The organism is Streptomyces sp. NPDC031121 (assembly GCF_055570615.1).
This window is the reverse complement of sequence record NZ_JBVIGV010000002.1, coordinates 321709-338503: the sequence shown is the minus strand read 5'-3', so window position 1 is coordinate 338503 and position 16795 is coordinate 321709. Positions and strand designations below refer to the sequence as shown.

The window sequence follows — 16795 nt, the reverse complement described above, 5'->3', positions numbered from 1 at the left end:
ATGGCCGGCGGAAGGCCCGGGCCTCCAGGGTGGTGGCACCGGCCCGCTGGTACGGGGCCGCGAACGCCGCTGACGGGGTGCGGGGCGGACCGCGTGCGAAAGGAATCCCGTGAACACCGCATCCGCCCCCGAGGCGACGGGTGCAGAGTCCCTGCGCGTCCGTGAGACGCTCAAGGCGCTGTACGGGTGCGTCCGCCCCCACCGGGGGGCCGTCGTGCTCGGGCTGCTGCTGGCGCTGGCAGGCGCCGGCGGCGGCTGCTCCAGCCGCTGGCGACGAAGGCGCTGGTCGATCGGCTCCCGTCCGGCGGCACGATCGCCGCCATCCTGCTGGCCCTGACCGCGCTGGTGCTTGTCGGCACGGTGGCCGAGGCGCTCGGCGCCCATGTGCCGGAGCGGACCGCGGAGTCGGTGGTCCTGGCCGCCCGCCGGAGCCTCATCGGCCGGCTGCTGCGGCTGCGGCTCTCGGCGGTGGACCGGATGCAGCCGGGCGATCCGATGTCACGGGTGACCTCCGACACCACACTGCTGCGGGCCGTCACCACCCCGGGCGGTGGTCAACGCCGCGACCGGGACGCCGACGCTGGCCGCCGCGGTCGCGGCGGCAGGGACCCTTTCCTGGCCCCTGTCCGACACGTTCTCCGGCGACCGCACCTGGACGCTCGTCCAGTTCGTCTACACCCTGGCCACGGCGCTCGCCCCCGTGCTGTTCGGCCCACTCGTCCAGGCCAGACACGACGCGGCTCCGGCTTCCGCCCTCCGGCTCGCCGAGGTCGAGGAGGCCCGCGAGCACGAACGCGCCCGGCACGCCCAGACCGTCCTCGCGCGCGAACGGGCCCAACCGGCCCGCGAGATGCACGACGTCGTCTCGCACCAGGTCAGCCTCATCGCCGTACAGGCCGGAGCCCTGCAGGTCGCCGCCAGGGATCCCGACGCCCGGGAGGCCGCCCGCACCATCCGGTCCCTGAGCGCGGACACCCTCGACGAACTCCGCCACATGGTCACCCTGCTGCGCGCTCCGGCGGCAGGGAGACCGAACTCACCCCCCAGCCCACCCTCGCCGGCCTCCGGCAGCTCCTCGCCAACAGCGGCATCGAGACCACCCTGGCCGGCGAGCTGCCGCCGGGCATCAGCACGACCGCCCAGCGCACCGTCCACCGCACGGTCCAAGAGGCCCTCACCAACGTGCGCAAGCACGCTCCCGGCGCGCGCGCCGAGGTCCGCCTGCGGCACGACCCGCAGCACTTCGGCGTCACCGTCACCAACACCGCGCCCACCCGCCCGTCCGTCGCCCTGCCCAGCGCCCGGCACGGACTCGTGGGCCCCAAGGAGCGCGCCGAACTGCTCGACGGCACACTCACCGCCGAACGCACCCCGCAGGGCGGCTACCGGATCGAACTGCGCGCACCCACCCAGCCCTCCTGATCCCCCACCGGGCCCACCTGCCTGCCGGGACCCCGATCCGGCGTCCGCGGCACGGGCTTTGGCCGCACGCCTCGGCGGAGGCTAGGGTCTGACGCCGTACCGAGGAGGGTGGGAATGGGGATCACGGACGCGGACCACGCGGGGCTGGTCGTCGCGGCGCAGGCCGGGGACGACCGGGCGCGCGAACAACTGATCGCCGCCCACCTGCCGCTGATCTACAACATCGTCCGACGGGCCCTGAGCGGACACGCCGACGCCGACGACGTCGTCCAGGAGACGCTGCTGCGGGTGGTGCGCGATCTGCCCGCCCTGCGCACCCCCGACAGCTTCCGCTCCTGGCTGGTGTCGATCACGCTCCGCCAGATACAGACCCATTGGCAGCGGCAGCGCGTCTCCGCCGGCCGGACCGCGGCCATCGACGAGGCACTCCACCTGCCGGACGCCGGCCCCGAACCCGAGGACGCGACGATCCTGCGCCTCCACGTGTCGGACGAGCGCCGCCGGATCGCCGAAGCCGGCCGGTGGCTCGACCCGGACCACCGCGTGCTGCTCTCCCTGTGGTGGCAGGAGCGCGCCGGACTGCTGAACCGCGAGGACATCGCCGCCGCGACGGGCCTCACCGCCGCCCACGCCGGAGTGCGCCTCCAGCGCATGCGCGAGCAGCTGGACCTGAGCCGGACGATCGTCGCCGCGCTGGAGGCCGACCCGCGGTGCCCGCAGCTCGGGGAGGCCGTCGCCGGATGGGACGGCCTGCGCACATCGGTGTGGCGGAAGCGGATCGCGCGCCACACCCGCGACTGCCGGGTCTGCACGGCGGCGGCGGCGAACCGGGTCCCCGCCGAGCTGCTGCTCCTCGGCGTCGCGCCCCTGGCCGTCCCCGCCGGACTCATCGCCGCGCTGTCCGCCAAGGGCCTGCTGTCGGGCTCGGCTGCGAGCGCCGCCGGGCCCGCCATGGCCCCCGCCGCCGCCGGCACGGCCGCGAAGGGGGGAGGCCTGCACGGCGCGGTGACCGCTCACCCCCTGGCGAGCCTCGCCGCCGGGGCGGTGCTCCTCACCGGGGCCGCCACGTACGCGGCCTGGCCGGAGCCGGCGCCCCGGGCGCCCGGCGTCACCGCCGCTCCCACGGCCGGTCCCACCGCCGGCACGGCCACGCCGACCCCGTCGGGCACCCCCGCGTCGGCCGGCCCGCCGCCGGCGAGCCCGTCCGCCACCGCAGGGGGCACCGTTCCGCTGGGTGCGCAGTCACTGGAGTCCGTCGACCAGCCCGACCTGTACGTGACGTACTCCGGCGACTTCGCGGCACTGGGCCGGATCTCCCCGTCCAGCAGCGCGCAGGCACGCCAGCGCGTCACGTTCACGGTGGTCCGGGGGCTGGCCGACACCCGGTGCGTCACCTTCCGCGCCGCCGACGGCCGTTACCTGCGGCACCACTACCTGCGGCTGCGGCTGAGCACCGACGACGGCAGCGAACTGTTCCGGAAGGACGCCACCTTCTGCCCGCGCCCCGGGGCGGTCGCGGGGTCCGTGACCCTGCACTCCCACAACTACCCCGGGTCGGTCGTCCGCCACCGCGACGGCGGCCTCTGGCTCGACGGCTCTGACGGCACCCGGGCCTTCGCCGGCCAGGCCTCCTTCGTCGTCCGCAAGGGCACGTCCTGACAACCGCCCGCTGAGCACCGCGGCCGGGGCCGCGCGCTGACGGCTGCCCCCGTACCGCACCGGTCGGGGGCCGATCGGCGTGCCCCGGCGGGCGCCCGCCGGCGCCGTGGACCCAGAGCACTGCGCACCGCTACGGCCTCCCCCTTCCCCATGGGCGACCGGACAGCGGGGTCCGGCGTAACACTTTTCGCCTGCGAGATGCATCACGGGACGATCTTCGGGGCGGCGCCACTTTTTCCGTTACGCGGCCCGGCGCTCGGGAGCCTCCACTTCGTGGGGTTCTTCCCGCCGCTCACCATGCGAGCCGGCGCGAGAGGCCCCACACCGACAGGAACATTCCCGAAAGAAAGCGCCCCATGACGCGAGATACCCGTGAAAGCCGCGCGCCCCGTCCGCAGAAGGGCCTGCACCGGCGCGGCCGGCGAGGCCGGACACTGACGATCGGACTGGCGGCCGCGGCGCTGGTGGGGGGCGTCGTGACGCTCCTCCCCAGCTCCGCCGGAGCCGCGACCCCCCTGGGCACGCAGGCGGCCCCCTCGGGCAGGTACTTCGGAACCGCGGTGGCCGCCGGCAGGCTCGGCGACGCGAAGTACACGGCCATCCTGGACCGCGAGTTCACCATGGTCACCCCGGAGAACGAGATGAAGTGGGACGCCGTCGAACCGTCCCGCGGCAGGTTCACCTTCGGCGCGGCCGACCAGATCGTCAACCGCGCCGCGGCGCACGGCCAGCGCCTGCGCGGCCACACCGCGGTCTGGCACTCCCAGCTCCCGTCCTGGGTCGGCTCCATAGGCGACGCGAACACGCTGCGCAGCGTGATGAACAACCACATCACCACCTTGATGACCCGCTACAAGGGAAAGATCCACTCCTGGGACGTGGTCAACGAGGCGTTCGCCGACGGCTCCACCCAGCGCCGCAGCTCGGTGTTCCAGAACGTGCTGGGCAACGGCTTCATCGAGGAGGCGTTCCGCACCGCCCGCGCGGCCGACCCCTCCGCCAAGCTCTGCTACAACGACTACAACATCGAGAACTGGTCGGACGCCAAGACCCAGGGCGTCTACAGCATGGTCAAGGACTTCAAGGCCCGCGGCGTGCCCATCGACTGCGTCGGGCTGCAGAGCCACTTCGGCAACGGCGGCCCCCCGGCGAGCTTCCGGACCACCCTCGCCAACTTCGCCGCCCTGGGCGTCGACGTACAGATCACCGAGCTGGACATCGCCCAGGCGTCGCCGACCCACTACGCCGACACGGTGAAGGCCTGCCTGGCCGTGGCCCGGTGCACCGGCATCACGGTCTGGGGCATCCGCGACAGCGACTCCTGGCGCACGGGCGCGAACCCCCTGCTGTTCGACGACAACGGCAACCCCAAGCCCGCGTACACCGCGGTCGTGAACGCCTTCAAGGCAGCATCCGGCACCAGCCCCGGGACCGGGACCGGCACGATCAAGGGGGTCGCCTCCGGCCGCTGCATCGACATCAAGGGCTCCACCACCGCCAACGGAACCCAGGCGCAGCTGTGGGACTGCCACGGGCGGACCAACCAGCGCTGGACCCACACCTCCGGCAAGCAGCTGGTGGTCTACGGCAACAAGTGCCTGGCCGCCAGGGGCAACGGCACGGTCAACGGCACCGCGGTGGTCATCGAGGACTGCAACGGCGGCGACGGCCAGCAGTGGAACATCAACACCGACGGCACGATCTCCGGGGTCCGGTCCGGGCTGTGCCTCGACGCCGTCGGCGCCGCCACCGCCAACCGCACCGGCATCCAGCTGCACTCCTGCTGGTCCGGCGGCAACCAGAAGTGGACCGGCCCGTCCGGGAAGCCGGCCGCGGCGGCGCCCGCCCCGACGGGCACGTGCCCTCTTCCGTCGACCTACCGGTGGACCTCGACGGGTGCGCTGGCGCAGCCGGCGAACGGGTGGGCCTCGCTGAAGGACTTCACCCACGTGACGTACAACGGAAAGCACCTGGTCTACGGCTCGAACTTCTCGGGATCCTCGTACGGCTCCATGATGTCCGGGCCCTTCACGAACTGGCCGGACATGGCGTCGGCCCGCCAGACCGGGATGGGCCAGGCCGCGGTGGCCCCCACGCTGTTCTACTTCGCGCCCAAGAAGATCTGGGTGCTGGCGTACCAGTGGGGGCAGTGGCCCTTCGCCTACCGCACGTCGAGCGACCCGGCCAACCCCGACGGCTGGTCGGCGCCGCAGCCGCTGTTCACCGGCAGCATCCCCCGGACCGAGTCCCCGACCGGCCCGATCGACCAGACCCTGATCGCCGACGACCGGAACATGCACCTCTTCTTCGCCGGTGACAACGGCAGGATCTACCGGGCGAGCATGCCGATCGGGAACTTCCCCGGGAACTTCGGCTCCTCGTACACGACGGTCATGAGCGACACCCCGGAGAAGCTGTTCGAGGCGCCGCAGGTCTACAGGGTCCAGGGCCAGAACCAGTACCTCATGATCGTCGAGGCGAGGGGCACGAACCAGGCCCGCTACTTCCGCTCGTTCACGGCCACCAGCCTGGACGGCCCGTGGACCCCCCAGGCCGCAAGCGAGAGCAACCCCTTCGCGGGCAAGGCGAACAGCGGTGCCACCTGGACCGACGACATCAGCCACGGCGACCTGGTCCGCGACAACCCCGACCAGACCATGACCGTCGACCCCTGCAACCTGCGGTTCCTCTACCAGGGCAAGGCGCCCGCGGCAGGCGGCCCCTACGACCGGCTGCCGTACCGGCCGGGCCTCCTCACCCTCAAGCGCTGACCCGCTCCGAACCACAGAACCACGCAAGGAGAACAACCCCCCATGAAGAACCCCACGAACGGCGCGCGCCGCGGACGCCACCGCCGTCGCTGGACCGGCACCGGGCTGCTGCTCGGCGTGCCCGCCGTCCTCGTGCCGTACCTCCTGTACGTGCAGGACGACTCCCAGGCCGCGACGGTCGACGGCAACGCCTACTACCGGCTGGTCTCCGTACGCAGCGGCAAGGCGCTGGACGTCAACGCCTTCTCCACCGCCGACGGCACCCGCATCCAGCAGTGGACGGACCAGAACACCGCCAACCAGCAGTGGAAGCTGCGACCCACCCGGGACGGCTACTACGAGCTGGTGAACCGCAACAGCGGCAAGGTGCTGGGCATAGCCGGCGACTCGACCGCCCAGGCGGCCCCAGCCGAGCAGCAGACCGACGGCCCCTCCACCTCGCAGGAATGGCGGATCGACGACGTGAGCGGTTCCGACGCCGTCGTCCTCACCTCCCGCAGGAGCGGGCAGGTCCTCGACGTCTCCGGCGGCTCCACGGCCGACGGCGCGGCCGTCATCCAGTACCGCGGACACGGCGGCACCAACCAGCAGTGGAGACTGGTCAGGACGACCGGGGACAAGGCGTCCGGATCCGGACCGTACACCTGGCGGAACGCCCAGGTGGTGGGCGGCGGCTACGTCACCGGACTGGTGTTCAACCCGCGGGAGAAGGGCCTGCTGTACGCGCGCACCGACATGGGCGGCGCCTACCGCTGGGACACCGGGGCCGAGCAGTGGATCCCACTGACCGACTGGATCGGCGAGAAGGACTGGAACCTGCTGGGCATCGACGCGCTGGCCACCGACCCCGTCGATCCCGGCCGGCTCTACCTCGCCACCGGCACCTACACCAACAACTGGGCGGGCAACGGGGCGATCCTGCGCTCCAAGGACCGCGGCCGCACCTTCCAGCGCACCGACCTGCCCTTCAAGCTGGGCGGCAACGAGGACGGCCGCGGGGCGGGCGAACGGCTGGCCGTCAACCCCGCGGACAACGGCACCCTGCTGCTGGGCACACGCAAGAACGGCCTGTGGCGCAGCACCGACCACGGCGCGACATGGAGCCAGGTCTCCTCGTTCCCCGTCAAGGACGGGGCGGGCAGCGGCGCCGGCATCTCCTTCGTGACGTACGGACCGGCCGGCAGCAAGACCGTCTACGTCGGCGTCGCCGACAAGACCACCTCCCTCTACCGCTCCACCGACGGCGGCAGCACCTGGCAGGCCGTGCCCGGGCAGCCCACGGGGCAGATGCCGCAGCACGGCGTGATCTCCGGCGACGGCTCGCTGTACCTGACGTACACCAACGCCCTCGGCCCCAACGGCGTGACGGGAGGCTCGGTGTGGAAGCACACGCCGGCGGCCGGCACGTGGAAGAACATCTCCCCGTCCCAGGGCAACTACGGGTTCTCCGGTCTGGCCGTCGACCCGCGCAAGCCCTCCACGGTGATGGTCACCACCCTCGGCCGCTGGTGGCCGGAGGACGAGATCTACCGGACCACCGACGGCGGCGCCTCCTGGAAGGCCCTGGCCGACAAATCGGTGCGGGACGCCTCCGCCGCGCCGTACGTCGGCACCGGCACCGGGCACTGGATGACCGCCCTCGCCATCGATCCCTTCGACTCCGGGCACGTGCTGTACGGCACCGGCAGCGGCATCCTGCGCAGCAAGGACGCCCACGCCTCCGACAGCGGCGGCACCAGCCACTGGAGCGTCGGGGCCCGCGGGCTGGAGGAGACCGCCCTGCTGGACGCGATCGCCCCGCCCGGCGGCGCCCACGTCGTCACGGCCATGGGCGACCTGGGCGGATTCCGCCACGACTCCCTGACCGAGGTGCCCCCGGGGCGGCTGAAGAACCCGATGATGACCAACAGCACATCCATCGACTTCGCCCAGTCCAACCCCTCGGTGATGGTCCGCGTCGGCCGGGGCGGCGCCCAGGACGGCGCCTACTCCACAGACGGCGGCCGGAGCTGGAACGGCTTCGCGTCCGAACCGGTCGCCGGCGCCGACAGCGGACGGGTGGCGCTCTCCGCCGATGGCTCCGCCATCGTCTGGACGCAGGCCGGCCAGGCCCCGTACCGCTCGACCGACAAGGGGGCGAGCTGGTCGAAGGTCAGCGGCCTGGGCAGCGGCGCCGCCGTCGTCGCCGACCGCGCCTCGGCCGGGACGTTCTACTCCCTGGCCGGCGGCACCCTGTACGCCAGCACGGACGGCGGGGCGACCTTCACCGCCCGGGCCGCCGACCTGCCCGCCGACGGCCGGCTCAAGGCGGTCCCCGGAGTGGCGGGGCACCTGTGGATCGCCGGCGGCGCCCAGGGGCTCCTGCACTCGACCGACGGCGGCCGCACCTTCACCCGGACCGCCCCGGTGAAGTCCGCCTCCGCCGTCGGCTTCGGCAAGGCCGCTCCGGGGGCCCCGTACCAGGCCCTCTACCTGATCGGCACGGTCAAGGACGCCACCGGCGTCTTCCGCTCCACCGACAAGGGCGCCACCTGGCTCCGCGTCAACGACGACGCCCACCAGTGGGGCAGCATCGGCGGCACCGGCGTCATCACCGGCGACCCCGACGCCTTCGGCCGCGTCTACGTCGGCACCAACGGACGAGGCCTCCAGTACGGCGACCCGTCCTGACCCACCGCCGGGGCGTGGCCGCAGGCCCACAACGGCCTGCGGCCCCGCCCCGGCCGAGCGGGTGCCCGTCCGGGGCCGAGCGGGTGCCCGTCCGGGGCGGGGCGGGTGCCCGTCCGGGCGGATCACGCGCTGCCGAACCGCTCGGGCCAGTGCGCCCGCCGCTCGATCCGGTCCATCTCCGCGGGGGGAGCCTCGGCGGCGCGCGGGTCCTCGGGCCAGTCCTCCACGATGCCGACGGCCCAGTCGGACCAGGAGGCGACGAGCCGGTAGTACTCGGTGAGGAAGCAGCCGACGAGCATGGTGTGGGCGGCCCGCCCGGGGAAGGGGCCCGTCCCGGCCCGGTAGGCCGCGATGGCGGCGAGGTTGTCCTCGTTGCGCTCCTCCGCCCAGACGCGGGCGGCCCGGAGCGTGGCGAGGGTGTCGGTCCTGGTGGCGGAGTCGGCGAAGAAGACCTGCAGCAGCTGCTCGGATTCCAGGACCGGACCCTGCCCGGGCGTGTGCAGCCAGGCGGCGAGTGCGCGCCGGCCGTCGGGGGTGATGCCGTAGACGGTGCGGGGGCGCCGGCCGACCGCCTCCCGGCCGGCTTCCGCCAGGCCCAGCCGGGCGAGCTTCTTGGGTTCCTCGTAGATCTTGCTCTGGGCGCGGGGCCAGATCCGCCCCAGGCTCCGGTCCATCTGCCGGGCGAGCTCGTACGTACTCCACCGCCGGACCGCCAGCAGGCCGAGGATGGCGTAGGACGTGGTGGTCAGGGTCGGATTGGTTGACATGGTGGCCTCTGGGGCGTATGCCGGAATCAAGTAGTCCCATGGGGAGTATAGGCCTCAGGTGGTGAGCGGGATGTCCGAGGTGATGAGGGCCGATCCGGCCAACGCGGAGCAGGCCCGGGCATGGGACGGCGACGAGGGGGCCTACTGGGCGGAGCACGCCGACGTCTTTGACAGGGCGCTGCTCGCCTACCGCGACGCCTTCTTCGAGACGGCGGCCATCGGGCGGGGGGAGGCGGTGCTGGACATCGGCTGCGGAACGGGGCAGACCGCGCGGGACGCCGCACGCATCGCTGCGGACGGCCGGGTGGTCGGGATGGACCTCTCGGCCGCGATGCTGCGGGAGGCGCGGCGCCGCGCGGCCGCCGAGCAGCTGGACAACGTCGTCTTCGAGCAGGCGGACGCCCAGGTCCACCCCATGCCGAGGGAGCAGTTCGACGTGGCGGTCAGCCGGACGGGGACGATGTTCTTCGCCGACGTGGTGGCCGCCTTCCGCAACATCGCCTCGGCACTGCGCCCCGGTGGCCGGTTCGTGCAGCTCGTGTGGCAGGAACCGGCCCGCAACGAGTGGTTCCGCGACTTCCGGGACGCCATGGCCGCCGGGCGCACCATGCCGGCGCCGCCGCCGGGGGCTCCCGGGCCCTTCGCCCTGGCGGACCCCGACCGTATCCGCACCGTGCTGGCGGACGCCGGATTCACGGAAGTCGCCATCCGGGACGAGAGCGCCCCCATGTGGTTCGGGGCGGACGCCGATGCCGCGCACCGCTTCGTGAGCGGCTTGCTGGGCTGGATGCTCGAAGGGCTCGACGCGGAGGGGCGGGCCGGCGCCCTGGACGCCTTGCGCCGGTCCACGGCCCGGCACGAGGAGCCGGACGGCGTCCTCTACGCGTCGGCCGCCTGGCTCGTGAAGGCCGTCCGCGAGACCTGAGCCCGTCCCCTCGTGCCCCGATGTGGCCTGCGGCCCCGGCATCCAGTTGAATGCGCTCGTGAACACATCGCCCGTCGGGCGCGGAGCAGGGAGTGATGGGATGAAGCTGGGTCGTGGGATGCGCCGGCCGCTTGTGGGGGCGCTCGTCGCCGTGGTGACGGTCGCCTTGGTGGTGGGGCTCTACCTGTTCCAGCCGTGGAAGCTGTGGCAGGACGAGACGGTCAGCGAGGCCCTGCCCGCCGCCCCGCCGGCGGCGCCGAGCGGGACCCCCTCGGGGGCCGATGCCCCGGCGGCACCGGCCGCGCCCCGGACCCTGGCCCGCGGCTCTTTCATCAGCCACGAGCACGCCACCAAGGGCACCGCCCAGGTCGTCCGGCTGGCCGACGGATCCCACGTCCTCCGGCTGGAGGGCCTGGACACGAGCAACGGGCCCGACCTGCGGGTGTGGCTGACCGATGCTCCGGTGAAGGAAGGCGTGGCGGGCTGGCGGGTGTTCGACGACGGCAAGTACGTCAGCCTCGGCAAGCTCAAGGGCAACAAGGGCGACCAGAACTACGAGATCCCGGCGGACGTGAACCTCGCCGACTACACCAGCGTCGCGATCTGGTGCGACCGCTTCGACGTCTCCTTCGGGGCGGCGGAACTCGCCAAGGCGTGACGGCTGTCCGCCGCTCTCCCGCCCCGCGCCCGGGCGAACGCCGCGCCTTCAAGCGGAGGGCCGCGGCCGGGCGCCCGACCTGCGGAGCATCACGTGCACGGGACATGGCAGGCTGACCCTCGGCCAGTGACGTGCACGAAGAGGCGGGGCGAAGGGTGAGCGACGAGCAGCGGACGGCGGACGAGTACCTGGAGGGCAGTGCCGAGCTCCTGCGCGAGGCCTGCGCCACCGGCCGCCGATTCACCCGCGCCGAGTTGGAGGCCCGCCGCGACGCGGGCGAACGGGCCGCCGAGGCCGGCATAGGGCTGCGGGACCTGGTGCGGGCCCACCTGGCCCTCGCCCGCGACATCCAACCGGAGCTCCCCGCACGGGTGCTGCCCTATCTGCTGAGTGCGCTGGAGCACGCGGTCGACGCGTTCGCGGAGGGGTACGAGCGGGCCCAGCAGCAGGCGGTGCGGCAGCAGGAGGCGGCGCGGCGGGAGTTCATCGACGACCTGCTGTACGGGGGCAGCGACCTCGGCCGGCTCGCGGAGCGGGCCGAGCGTTTCGGCCTGCGCCTGTCGCAGGCCCACGCGGTGGCGGTGGCCCAGGGTCCCGAGCCGTACGGGGACGGCTACAGCATCGTGCGGGGCATAGAGGCGGCCGTCCTGGCCCGCTTCGGCAACCGCAGCATCCTGCTGACCACCAAGGAGGGCCGGCTGATCTGCGTCGCGCCCGGCGACCAGCCCGAGGTCCTCGCCTACTTCGCGAAGCAGGCGTACGCGGCCACCGACGGCGGCCTTGTCGCCATCGGCAGGGCCCACCCGGGCGCCGGGGGAGTGGTCCACTCCTATGAGGAGGCCCTCAACGCCCTCGACCTCGCCCCCCGCATCAACCTGGAGGGGCCGGTCCTGCACGCGGCGGACCTGCTCGTCTACCCGGTTCTCGGGCGGGACCGGCAGGCCATGGCCGATCTCGTCGGCACCGTCCTCGGGCCCCTCCGGGAGGCCCGGGGCGGTGCCAGGCCGCTGGTCGACACCCTCCACGCCTACTTCGAGGCGGGCTGTGTGGCCACCGAGGCGGCCCGCATGCTGTCGTTGAGCGTCCGCGCCCTCACCTACCGCCTCGAACGCATCCACAAGCTCACCGGGGCCGATCCGGGGGATCCGCGCCACCGCTACACCCTGCAGACGGCCGTCATAGGGGCCCGGCTGCTGGACTGGCCGCAGAAGGAGCGGTGATGGCGGAGAGGCGGGGTCCTCAGGTCCGGACGCGGTCGTGCGCTTCGCCGGCCGGTCCGGCCGCCGCGGGGATCACGCCGCTCGGGCCGTCGCCGTTCGGGGCGTCGCCGTCGCCCTCGACGTGGAACAGGCGGGCCACCGGGACGTCCGTGCTGCTGTGGGCGACGATGGAGAAGGCGATGCAGACCGCGATCAGGGTGTACGCGGTCTCGCCCTGCGGGATGCCGGCCTGGAGGACCAGCAGGCCGTAGACCACCGACGCGAATCCCTTGGGGCCGAACCAGGCCGCGACCAGCTTCTCCCGCATCTCGAACTTCGTGCCGAGCAGGGAGACCAGCAGGGAGGCGGGCCGGATGAGCACGATGGCGAGCACCACGGCCGCGTAGCCGCCCCACGACAGGTCGCCGAAGAGCGCCGGCGTGAGCAGTGCCCCGAAGACCAGCAGCGCGGCGAACTTGGCGAGTTCCGCCACCGCCTCGCCCAGCGGCTCGAAGACCTCCTTGGCCTCCGGCGAGACGCTCGCCAGGACCGCGCCCGCGGAGAAGGCCGCCAGGTAGGGGTTGGCGTGGGTGAGGTGGCACAGACCGTAGAGGATGATGCCCGTGGCCAGCGGCAGCAGGGGCTGGAGCCGCGACTCGGCGCCCAGGTGCCGTACCCGCACCAGTCCCGCCACGAGCAGCGGCAGCACCACGCCGAGCCCCAGCCCGAGCCCCAGCTCCAGAGCGATCTTGCCGAGCGAGGCCTCCGCGTGGCCCGACGTGGGGCCGGCGGCGGCGATCAGGACGAGCACGACCGGCAGGGCGAGGCCGTCGTTGATGCCGCTCTCCACGTTCAGCAGCTGCCGGAGCTTGGCAGGCACTTCCTTGCGGCCCACGATCGCCGAGGCGAACACCGGGTCCGTCGGCGCCAGGACGGCTCCCACCAGGAACGAGGTCGTCCAGTCCAGCCCGACGAGGTAGTGGGTCACCAGCGCCATGCCGACCAGGGCGAGGGGCATGCCCAGGCCCAGCGCGCGCGCCGGGTTCCTCCAGTTGCGGCGCAGCGCCGGGAAGGAGACGTGCATGCCGTCGGTGAACAGCACGGCGAACAGGGCGAGGTCCGCGGTCACCGCGACGATCTCGCTGTCCGGGGTGATGTGGATCAGCCCCAGGAAGCCGTCGCTGACGAGCGCACCGCCCAGCAGGAACAGCAGTGAGGTGGACAGGACGGTCCGGGCGGCGAGCCCGGACAACAGGACTGCGGCGAGCAGTACGACCCCGAAGACGGCAACGAGCACCATGGAAGAAACCCCCCGATCGGCGAGAGCGGACACGTGTCCCCTGGACCGCCGACCAGGCTTCCCGGCACACCACCGAGTACTTTACGGGTTCCCTACGCTGCTCTGACGGGCTCAAGACGGCAGTACCCCGCCCCCTTCACTGCCGGTCACCGGCATCAACCGGTCAGCGCTCCGCGGCGCTCGCACGCTGGTAGATGTCGGGGATGCCGTCGGCGTCGTCGTCCAGCGTCTCCTCCTCGTAGAGCCGCTTGTACACCGTGTTGCGGCGCCGCAGCAGCAGTGCGGCGAGGGCCGCGGAGATCGCGGAGCCGATGAGGACGGCGGCCTTGATCTGCTCGGTGACGGCCTGGCCGGGGAAGGCGAGTTCGCCGATGAGGAGGGCGACGGTGAAGCCGATCCCGGCGAGGACGGCGAGCCCGAACACGTCGGCCCAGGCGAGGTCGGGGTTGAGCCGGGCGCGGGTGAAGCGGGCGGCGAGGTAGGTTCCGCCGAACACGCCGAGGATCTTGCCGACGACGAGGCCGACGACGACGCCGAGCGGCTCGGGCGTGGTGAAGACCCGGGCGAGGGCGTCGCCGGAGACGCTGACACCCGCGGCGAACAGCGCGAACAGCGGGACGGCCACACCGGCGGAGAACGGGTGGACGAGGTGGGAGACCCGCGCTCCGGGGGAGGCGTCCTCGCCCTTGTCGGGGCGGGTGCGCAGGATCAGGCCCATGGCGACGCCGGCGACGGTGGCGTGGACGCCGCTGTTGTACATCAGCGCCCAGATCGCGAGGCCGAGCGGTACGTACCACCACCAGCCGCGCACCCGGAAGCGCTGGAGGGTGTAGAAGACGGCGAGTCCGGCGAAGGCTCCGGCGAGGGCCCAGAAGTTCAGGTCGGCGGTGAAGAAGATCGCGATGATGAGGATGGCGCCGAGGTCGTCGACGACGGCGAGGGTGAGGAGGAACGCCCGCAGCGCGGCCGGGAGGTGCGTGGAGATGACGGCGAGGACGGCCAGCGCGAACGCGATGTCGGTGGCCATGGGGACGGCCCAGCCGTCCAGGCTGCCGCCGGCGGTGGCCGCGGTGAGCACGTACAGGGCGGCCGGTACGGCCATGCCGCACAGGGCGGCGACCACGGGCAGCGCGGCGGTGGCCGGGGTGCGGAGTTCCCCGACGACGAGTTCCCGCTTGAGTTCGATGCCCGCGACGAGGAAGAAGACGGCGAGGAGGCCGTCGGCGGTCCAGTGGCCGACGGAGAGGTCCAGGCCGAGCGCGGGTATGCCGAAGTGGAAGTCCCGGACCTGCTCGTACAGGTCGCCGAGGGGGCTGTTGGCCCAGACGAGCGCGATGACCGCGGCGGCCAGGAGCACCATGCCGCCGATGGTCTCGGTGCGCAGGGCCTCGGCGATGGCGCGGCGCTCGGGCCAGGGCAGGAGGCCGAGGAACGGGGAGCGCTCGGGCGGCGGGGCAGCGGTCATGGCAGAAGAACCTCCGGGCGTCGGCAGTGGCAGGGCACACGGCCCCGAGGACGCCGACCAGACTTCCCGGCACACCCCGCGTCCGCCCGGTGGTACACCGGCACTTTGACGCGTTCTTTACACCCTATCGGGAGGGGCGGGATGTCGCCAGGGGGGCTTTGACGTGCGGTGATGCTTGTCACGGGCAGGGGTGAGGGCCCGTACCCACCCCCAAGGCGCGAGGGGGGGTACGGGCCCTCAAGGGGCCGGGCCGCGGGGATGCGGTCAGACGGTGGTCTTCGCCGGCTCCTGGTCGGTGTCCTCGTCGCCGTCCGTGTCGAGGCCGGCGTCGCGGCGGCGGACGAACTCGAGGAAGGTGTTGAGCTCCCGCTTGACGACGGGGGCCAGCAGGTACAGGCCGATGATGTTGATGACGGCGAGCATGAACAGCACCGCGTCGGCCATGTCGATCAGGGTCTGCAGCGTCAGCAGCGAGCCGGCCACCGCGACGAGGGTGTACATGACCTTGAAGGTGACCTCGCTGGCCTTGCTGCGGCCGAACAGGTGCGTCCAGGCCTTCATGCAGTAGTAGCCCCAGGTCAGCACCGTGGAGATGGCGAACAGCATGACCGCGATGGTCAGGATGTACGGGAACCACGGCATGACGGTGGCGAAGGCGTCGGAGGTGATGGTCACGCCGCCGATGGACTCGCCCTTGCGGGCCTCGCCCCAGCTGGCCGGGTTGGCGATCACGATCGTCAGCGCGGTCATGGTGCAGATGACGACAGTGTCGATGAACGGCTCCAGCAGGGCGACCAGGCCCTCGCTGGCGGGGTGCTTGGTCTTGACCGCGGAGTGGGCGATCGGGGCGGAGCCGAGACCGGCCTCGTTGGAGAACGCGGCCCGCTTGAAGCCGATGATCAGCGCACCCAGGACACCGCCGGCGACACCCTGCGGGTTGAACGCGCCTTCGATGATCGTGCCGACCGCGGCGGGGAGCTCGGTGACGTTGACGAGGATGACGACGAGGCAGGCGGCGATGTAGATACCGGCCATGGCCGGGACCAGCTTGCTCGTGACGGAGGCGATGGAGCGGATGCCGCCGAGGAGCACGATGCCGACGAGGGCGGCGATCAGGATGCCGAAGAACAGGGCGCCGGCGGAGGAGCCGAGCGCGCCGGACTCGCCGCCGGTGACGGACACCAGCTGGGCGTAGGACTGGTTGACCTGGAACAGGTTGCCGCCGAAGAGGCCGAAGAACAGCACGAAGGCGGAGGCCAGGACGGCGAGGACCTTGCCGAGGCTCTTGCCGCGGGCGCCGAAGCGGGCGGCCAGGCCCTTGGGCAGGTAGTGCATGGGGCCGCCGGAGACGGTTCCGTCGGCGTGCACCTCGCGGTACTTCACACCGAGGGTCACCTCGACGAACTTCGTCGCCATGCCGAGCAGGCCGCAGAGGATCATCCAGAAGGTGGCGCCGGGGCCGCCGATGGAGACGGCGACCGCGACACCGGCGATGTTGCCGAGGCCGACGGTGCCGGAGACGGCGGCGGTCAGCGCCTGGAAGTGGTTGACCTCGCCGGCCGACCCCTTCTCGTCGTACTTGCCGCGGACCACGTTCACCGCGAGGCGGAACTTGCGTATCTGAACGCCCCCGAACCAGGCGGTGAAGACGACGCCGGCGACGACGAGCCAGGCGACGATCAGCGGCAGTTTGGTGCCGGCGACAGGGACGGAGTAGAAGACGACCTCGCCGAGCCAGGTGGCTATGGGCTCGAAGAATCCGCTGACGGCCTCGTCGACGGAGTCGGTGAAGGAGTCGAGTGACATGTGGCAAAACCTCGATGGCGCAGACCGGGCCTGTGCGGGGCCGGTGTGAAAGTGCGGGCTTTGAGCGAACGCCGTTGTCCGTTCGGCGACCCGTGACGCCACCGGTCCGCGGACTCGGACCGGAGAGGGCGCCTTGGTCGTGCTGGTGGAACA

11 protein-coding genes and 2 pseudogenes are annotated in these 16795 nt (G+C 72.5%); 9 read left to right on the top strand and 4 right to left on the bottom strand.

What is annotated here, in order from left to right:
- Window positions 1-109: 109 nt before the first annotated feature.
- From ACZ462_RS04920 to ACZ462_RS04895, 6 genes and pseudogenes are all read left to right on the top strand, one after another.
- Window positions 110-337, top strand: a complete 228-nt coding sequence (locus tag ACZ462_RS04920; protein WP_467802866.1) for a hypothetical protein — start codon at window positions 110-112, stop codon at window positions 335-337.
- Window positions 256-483: pseudogene (locus ACZ462_RS04915) on the top strand (ABC transporter ATP-binding protein); the annotation flags it as partial. The gene ACZ462_RS04920 and the pseudogene ACZ462_RS04915, both read left to right, overlap by 82 nt.
- 100 nt (window positions 484-583) lie before the next feature.
- Window positions 584-1422 (top strand): annotated as a pseudogene (locus tag ACZ462_RS04910) (sensor histidine kinase); the annotation flags it as partial.
- Window positions 1423-1536: 114 nt separating this feature from the next.
- Complete coding sequence (locus tag ACZ462_RS04905; RefSeq protein WP_467802868.1) at window positions 1537-3081, top strand: sigma-70 family RNA polymerase sigma factor; 1545 nt, start codon at window positions 1537-1539, stop codon at window positions 3079-3081.
- Between the two features lie 356 nt (window positions 3082-3437).
- A complete protein-coding gene (locus ACZ462_RS04900) occupies window positions 3438-5852 on the top strand; it encodes a non-reducing end alpha-L-arabinofuranosidase family hydrolase (RefSeq protein WP_467802869.1) in 2415 nt (804 codons plus the stop codon).
- Window positions 5853-5894: 42 nt separating this feature from the next.
- A complete protein-coding gene (locus ACZ462_RS04895) occupies window positions 5895-8522 on the top strand; it encodes an RICIN domain-containing protein (RefSeq protein WP_467802871.1) in 2628 nt (875 codons plus the stop codon).
- 122 nt (window positions 8523-8644) lie between these two features.
- On the opposite strand, the gene ACZ462_RS04890 is transcribed toward ACZ462_RS04895, so the two are convergent.
- Window positions 8645-9289 (bottom strand): PadR family transcriptional regulator, encoded by a 645-nt coding sequence (locus ACZ462_RS04890; protein ID WP_467808443.1) that lies wholly within the window; start codon window positions 9287-9289, stop codon window positions 8645-8647.
- Between the two features lie 70 nt (window positions 9290-9359).
- Here ACZ462_RS04890 and ACZ462_RS04885 point away from each other — a divergent pair, with 70 nt between their 5' ends.
- The 3 genes from ACZ462_RS04885 (at window position 9360) to ACZ462_RS04875 (ending at window position 12092) form a co-directional block, all read left to right on the top strand.
- Complete coding sequence (locus ACZ462_RS04885; protein WP_467808444.1) at window positions 9360-10214, top strand: class I SAM-dependent methyltransferase; 855 nt, start codon at window positions 9360-9362, stop codon at window positions 10212-10214.
- A gap of 100 nt (window positions 10215-10314) precedes the next feature.
- Window positions 10315-10872: a DM13 domain-containing protein gene (locus ACZ462_RS04880; RefSeq protein ID WP_467808445.1), complete on the top strand. Its 558-nt coding sequence runs from the start codon at window positions 10315-10317 to the stop codon at window positions 10870-10872.
- A gap of 155 nt (window positions 10873-11027) precedes the next feature.
- Complete coding sequence (locus ACZ462_RS04875; RefSeq protein ID WP_467808446.1) at window positions 11028-12092, top strand: PucR family transcriptional regulator; 1065 nt, start codon at window positions 11028-11030, stop codon at window positions 12090-12092.
- Window positions 12093-12111: 19 nt separating this feature from the next.
- Here ACZ462_RS04875 and ACZ462_RS04870 read toward each other — a convergent pair whose 3' ends face one another.
- The 3 genes from ACZ462_RS04870 to ACZ462_RS04860 form a co-directional block, all read right to left on the bottom strand.
- Window positions 12112-13371, bottom strand: coding sequence for a cation:proton antiporter (locus ACZ462_RS04870; protein WP_467808448.1), 1260 nt, complete (start codon window positions 13369-13371; stop codon window positions 12112-12114).
- Window positions 13372-13534: 163 nt separating this feature from the next.
- On the bottom strand, window positions 13535-14836 hold the full coding sequence (nhaA, locus tag ACZ462_RS04865) for a Na+/H+ antiporter NhaA (protein ID WP_467808449.1): 1302 nt from the start codon (window positions 14834-14836) through the stop codon (window positions 13535-13537).
- 264 nt (window positions 14837-15100) lie between these two features.
- A complete protein-coding gene (locus tag ACZ462_RS04860) occupies window positions 15101-16642 on the bottom strand; it encodes an alanine/glycine:cation symporter family protein (protein WP_467808450.1) in 1542 nt (513 codons plus the stop codon).
- Window positions 16643-16795 lie beyond the last annotated feature (153 nt).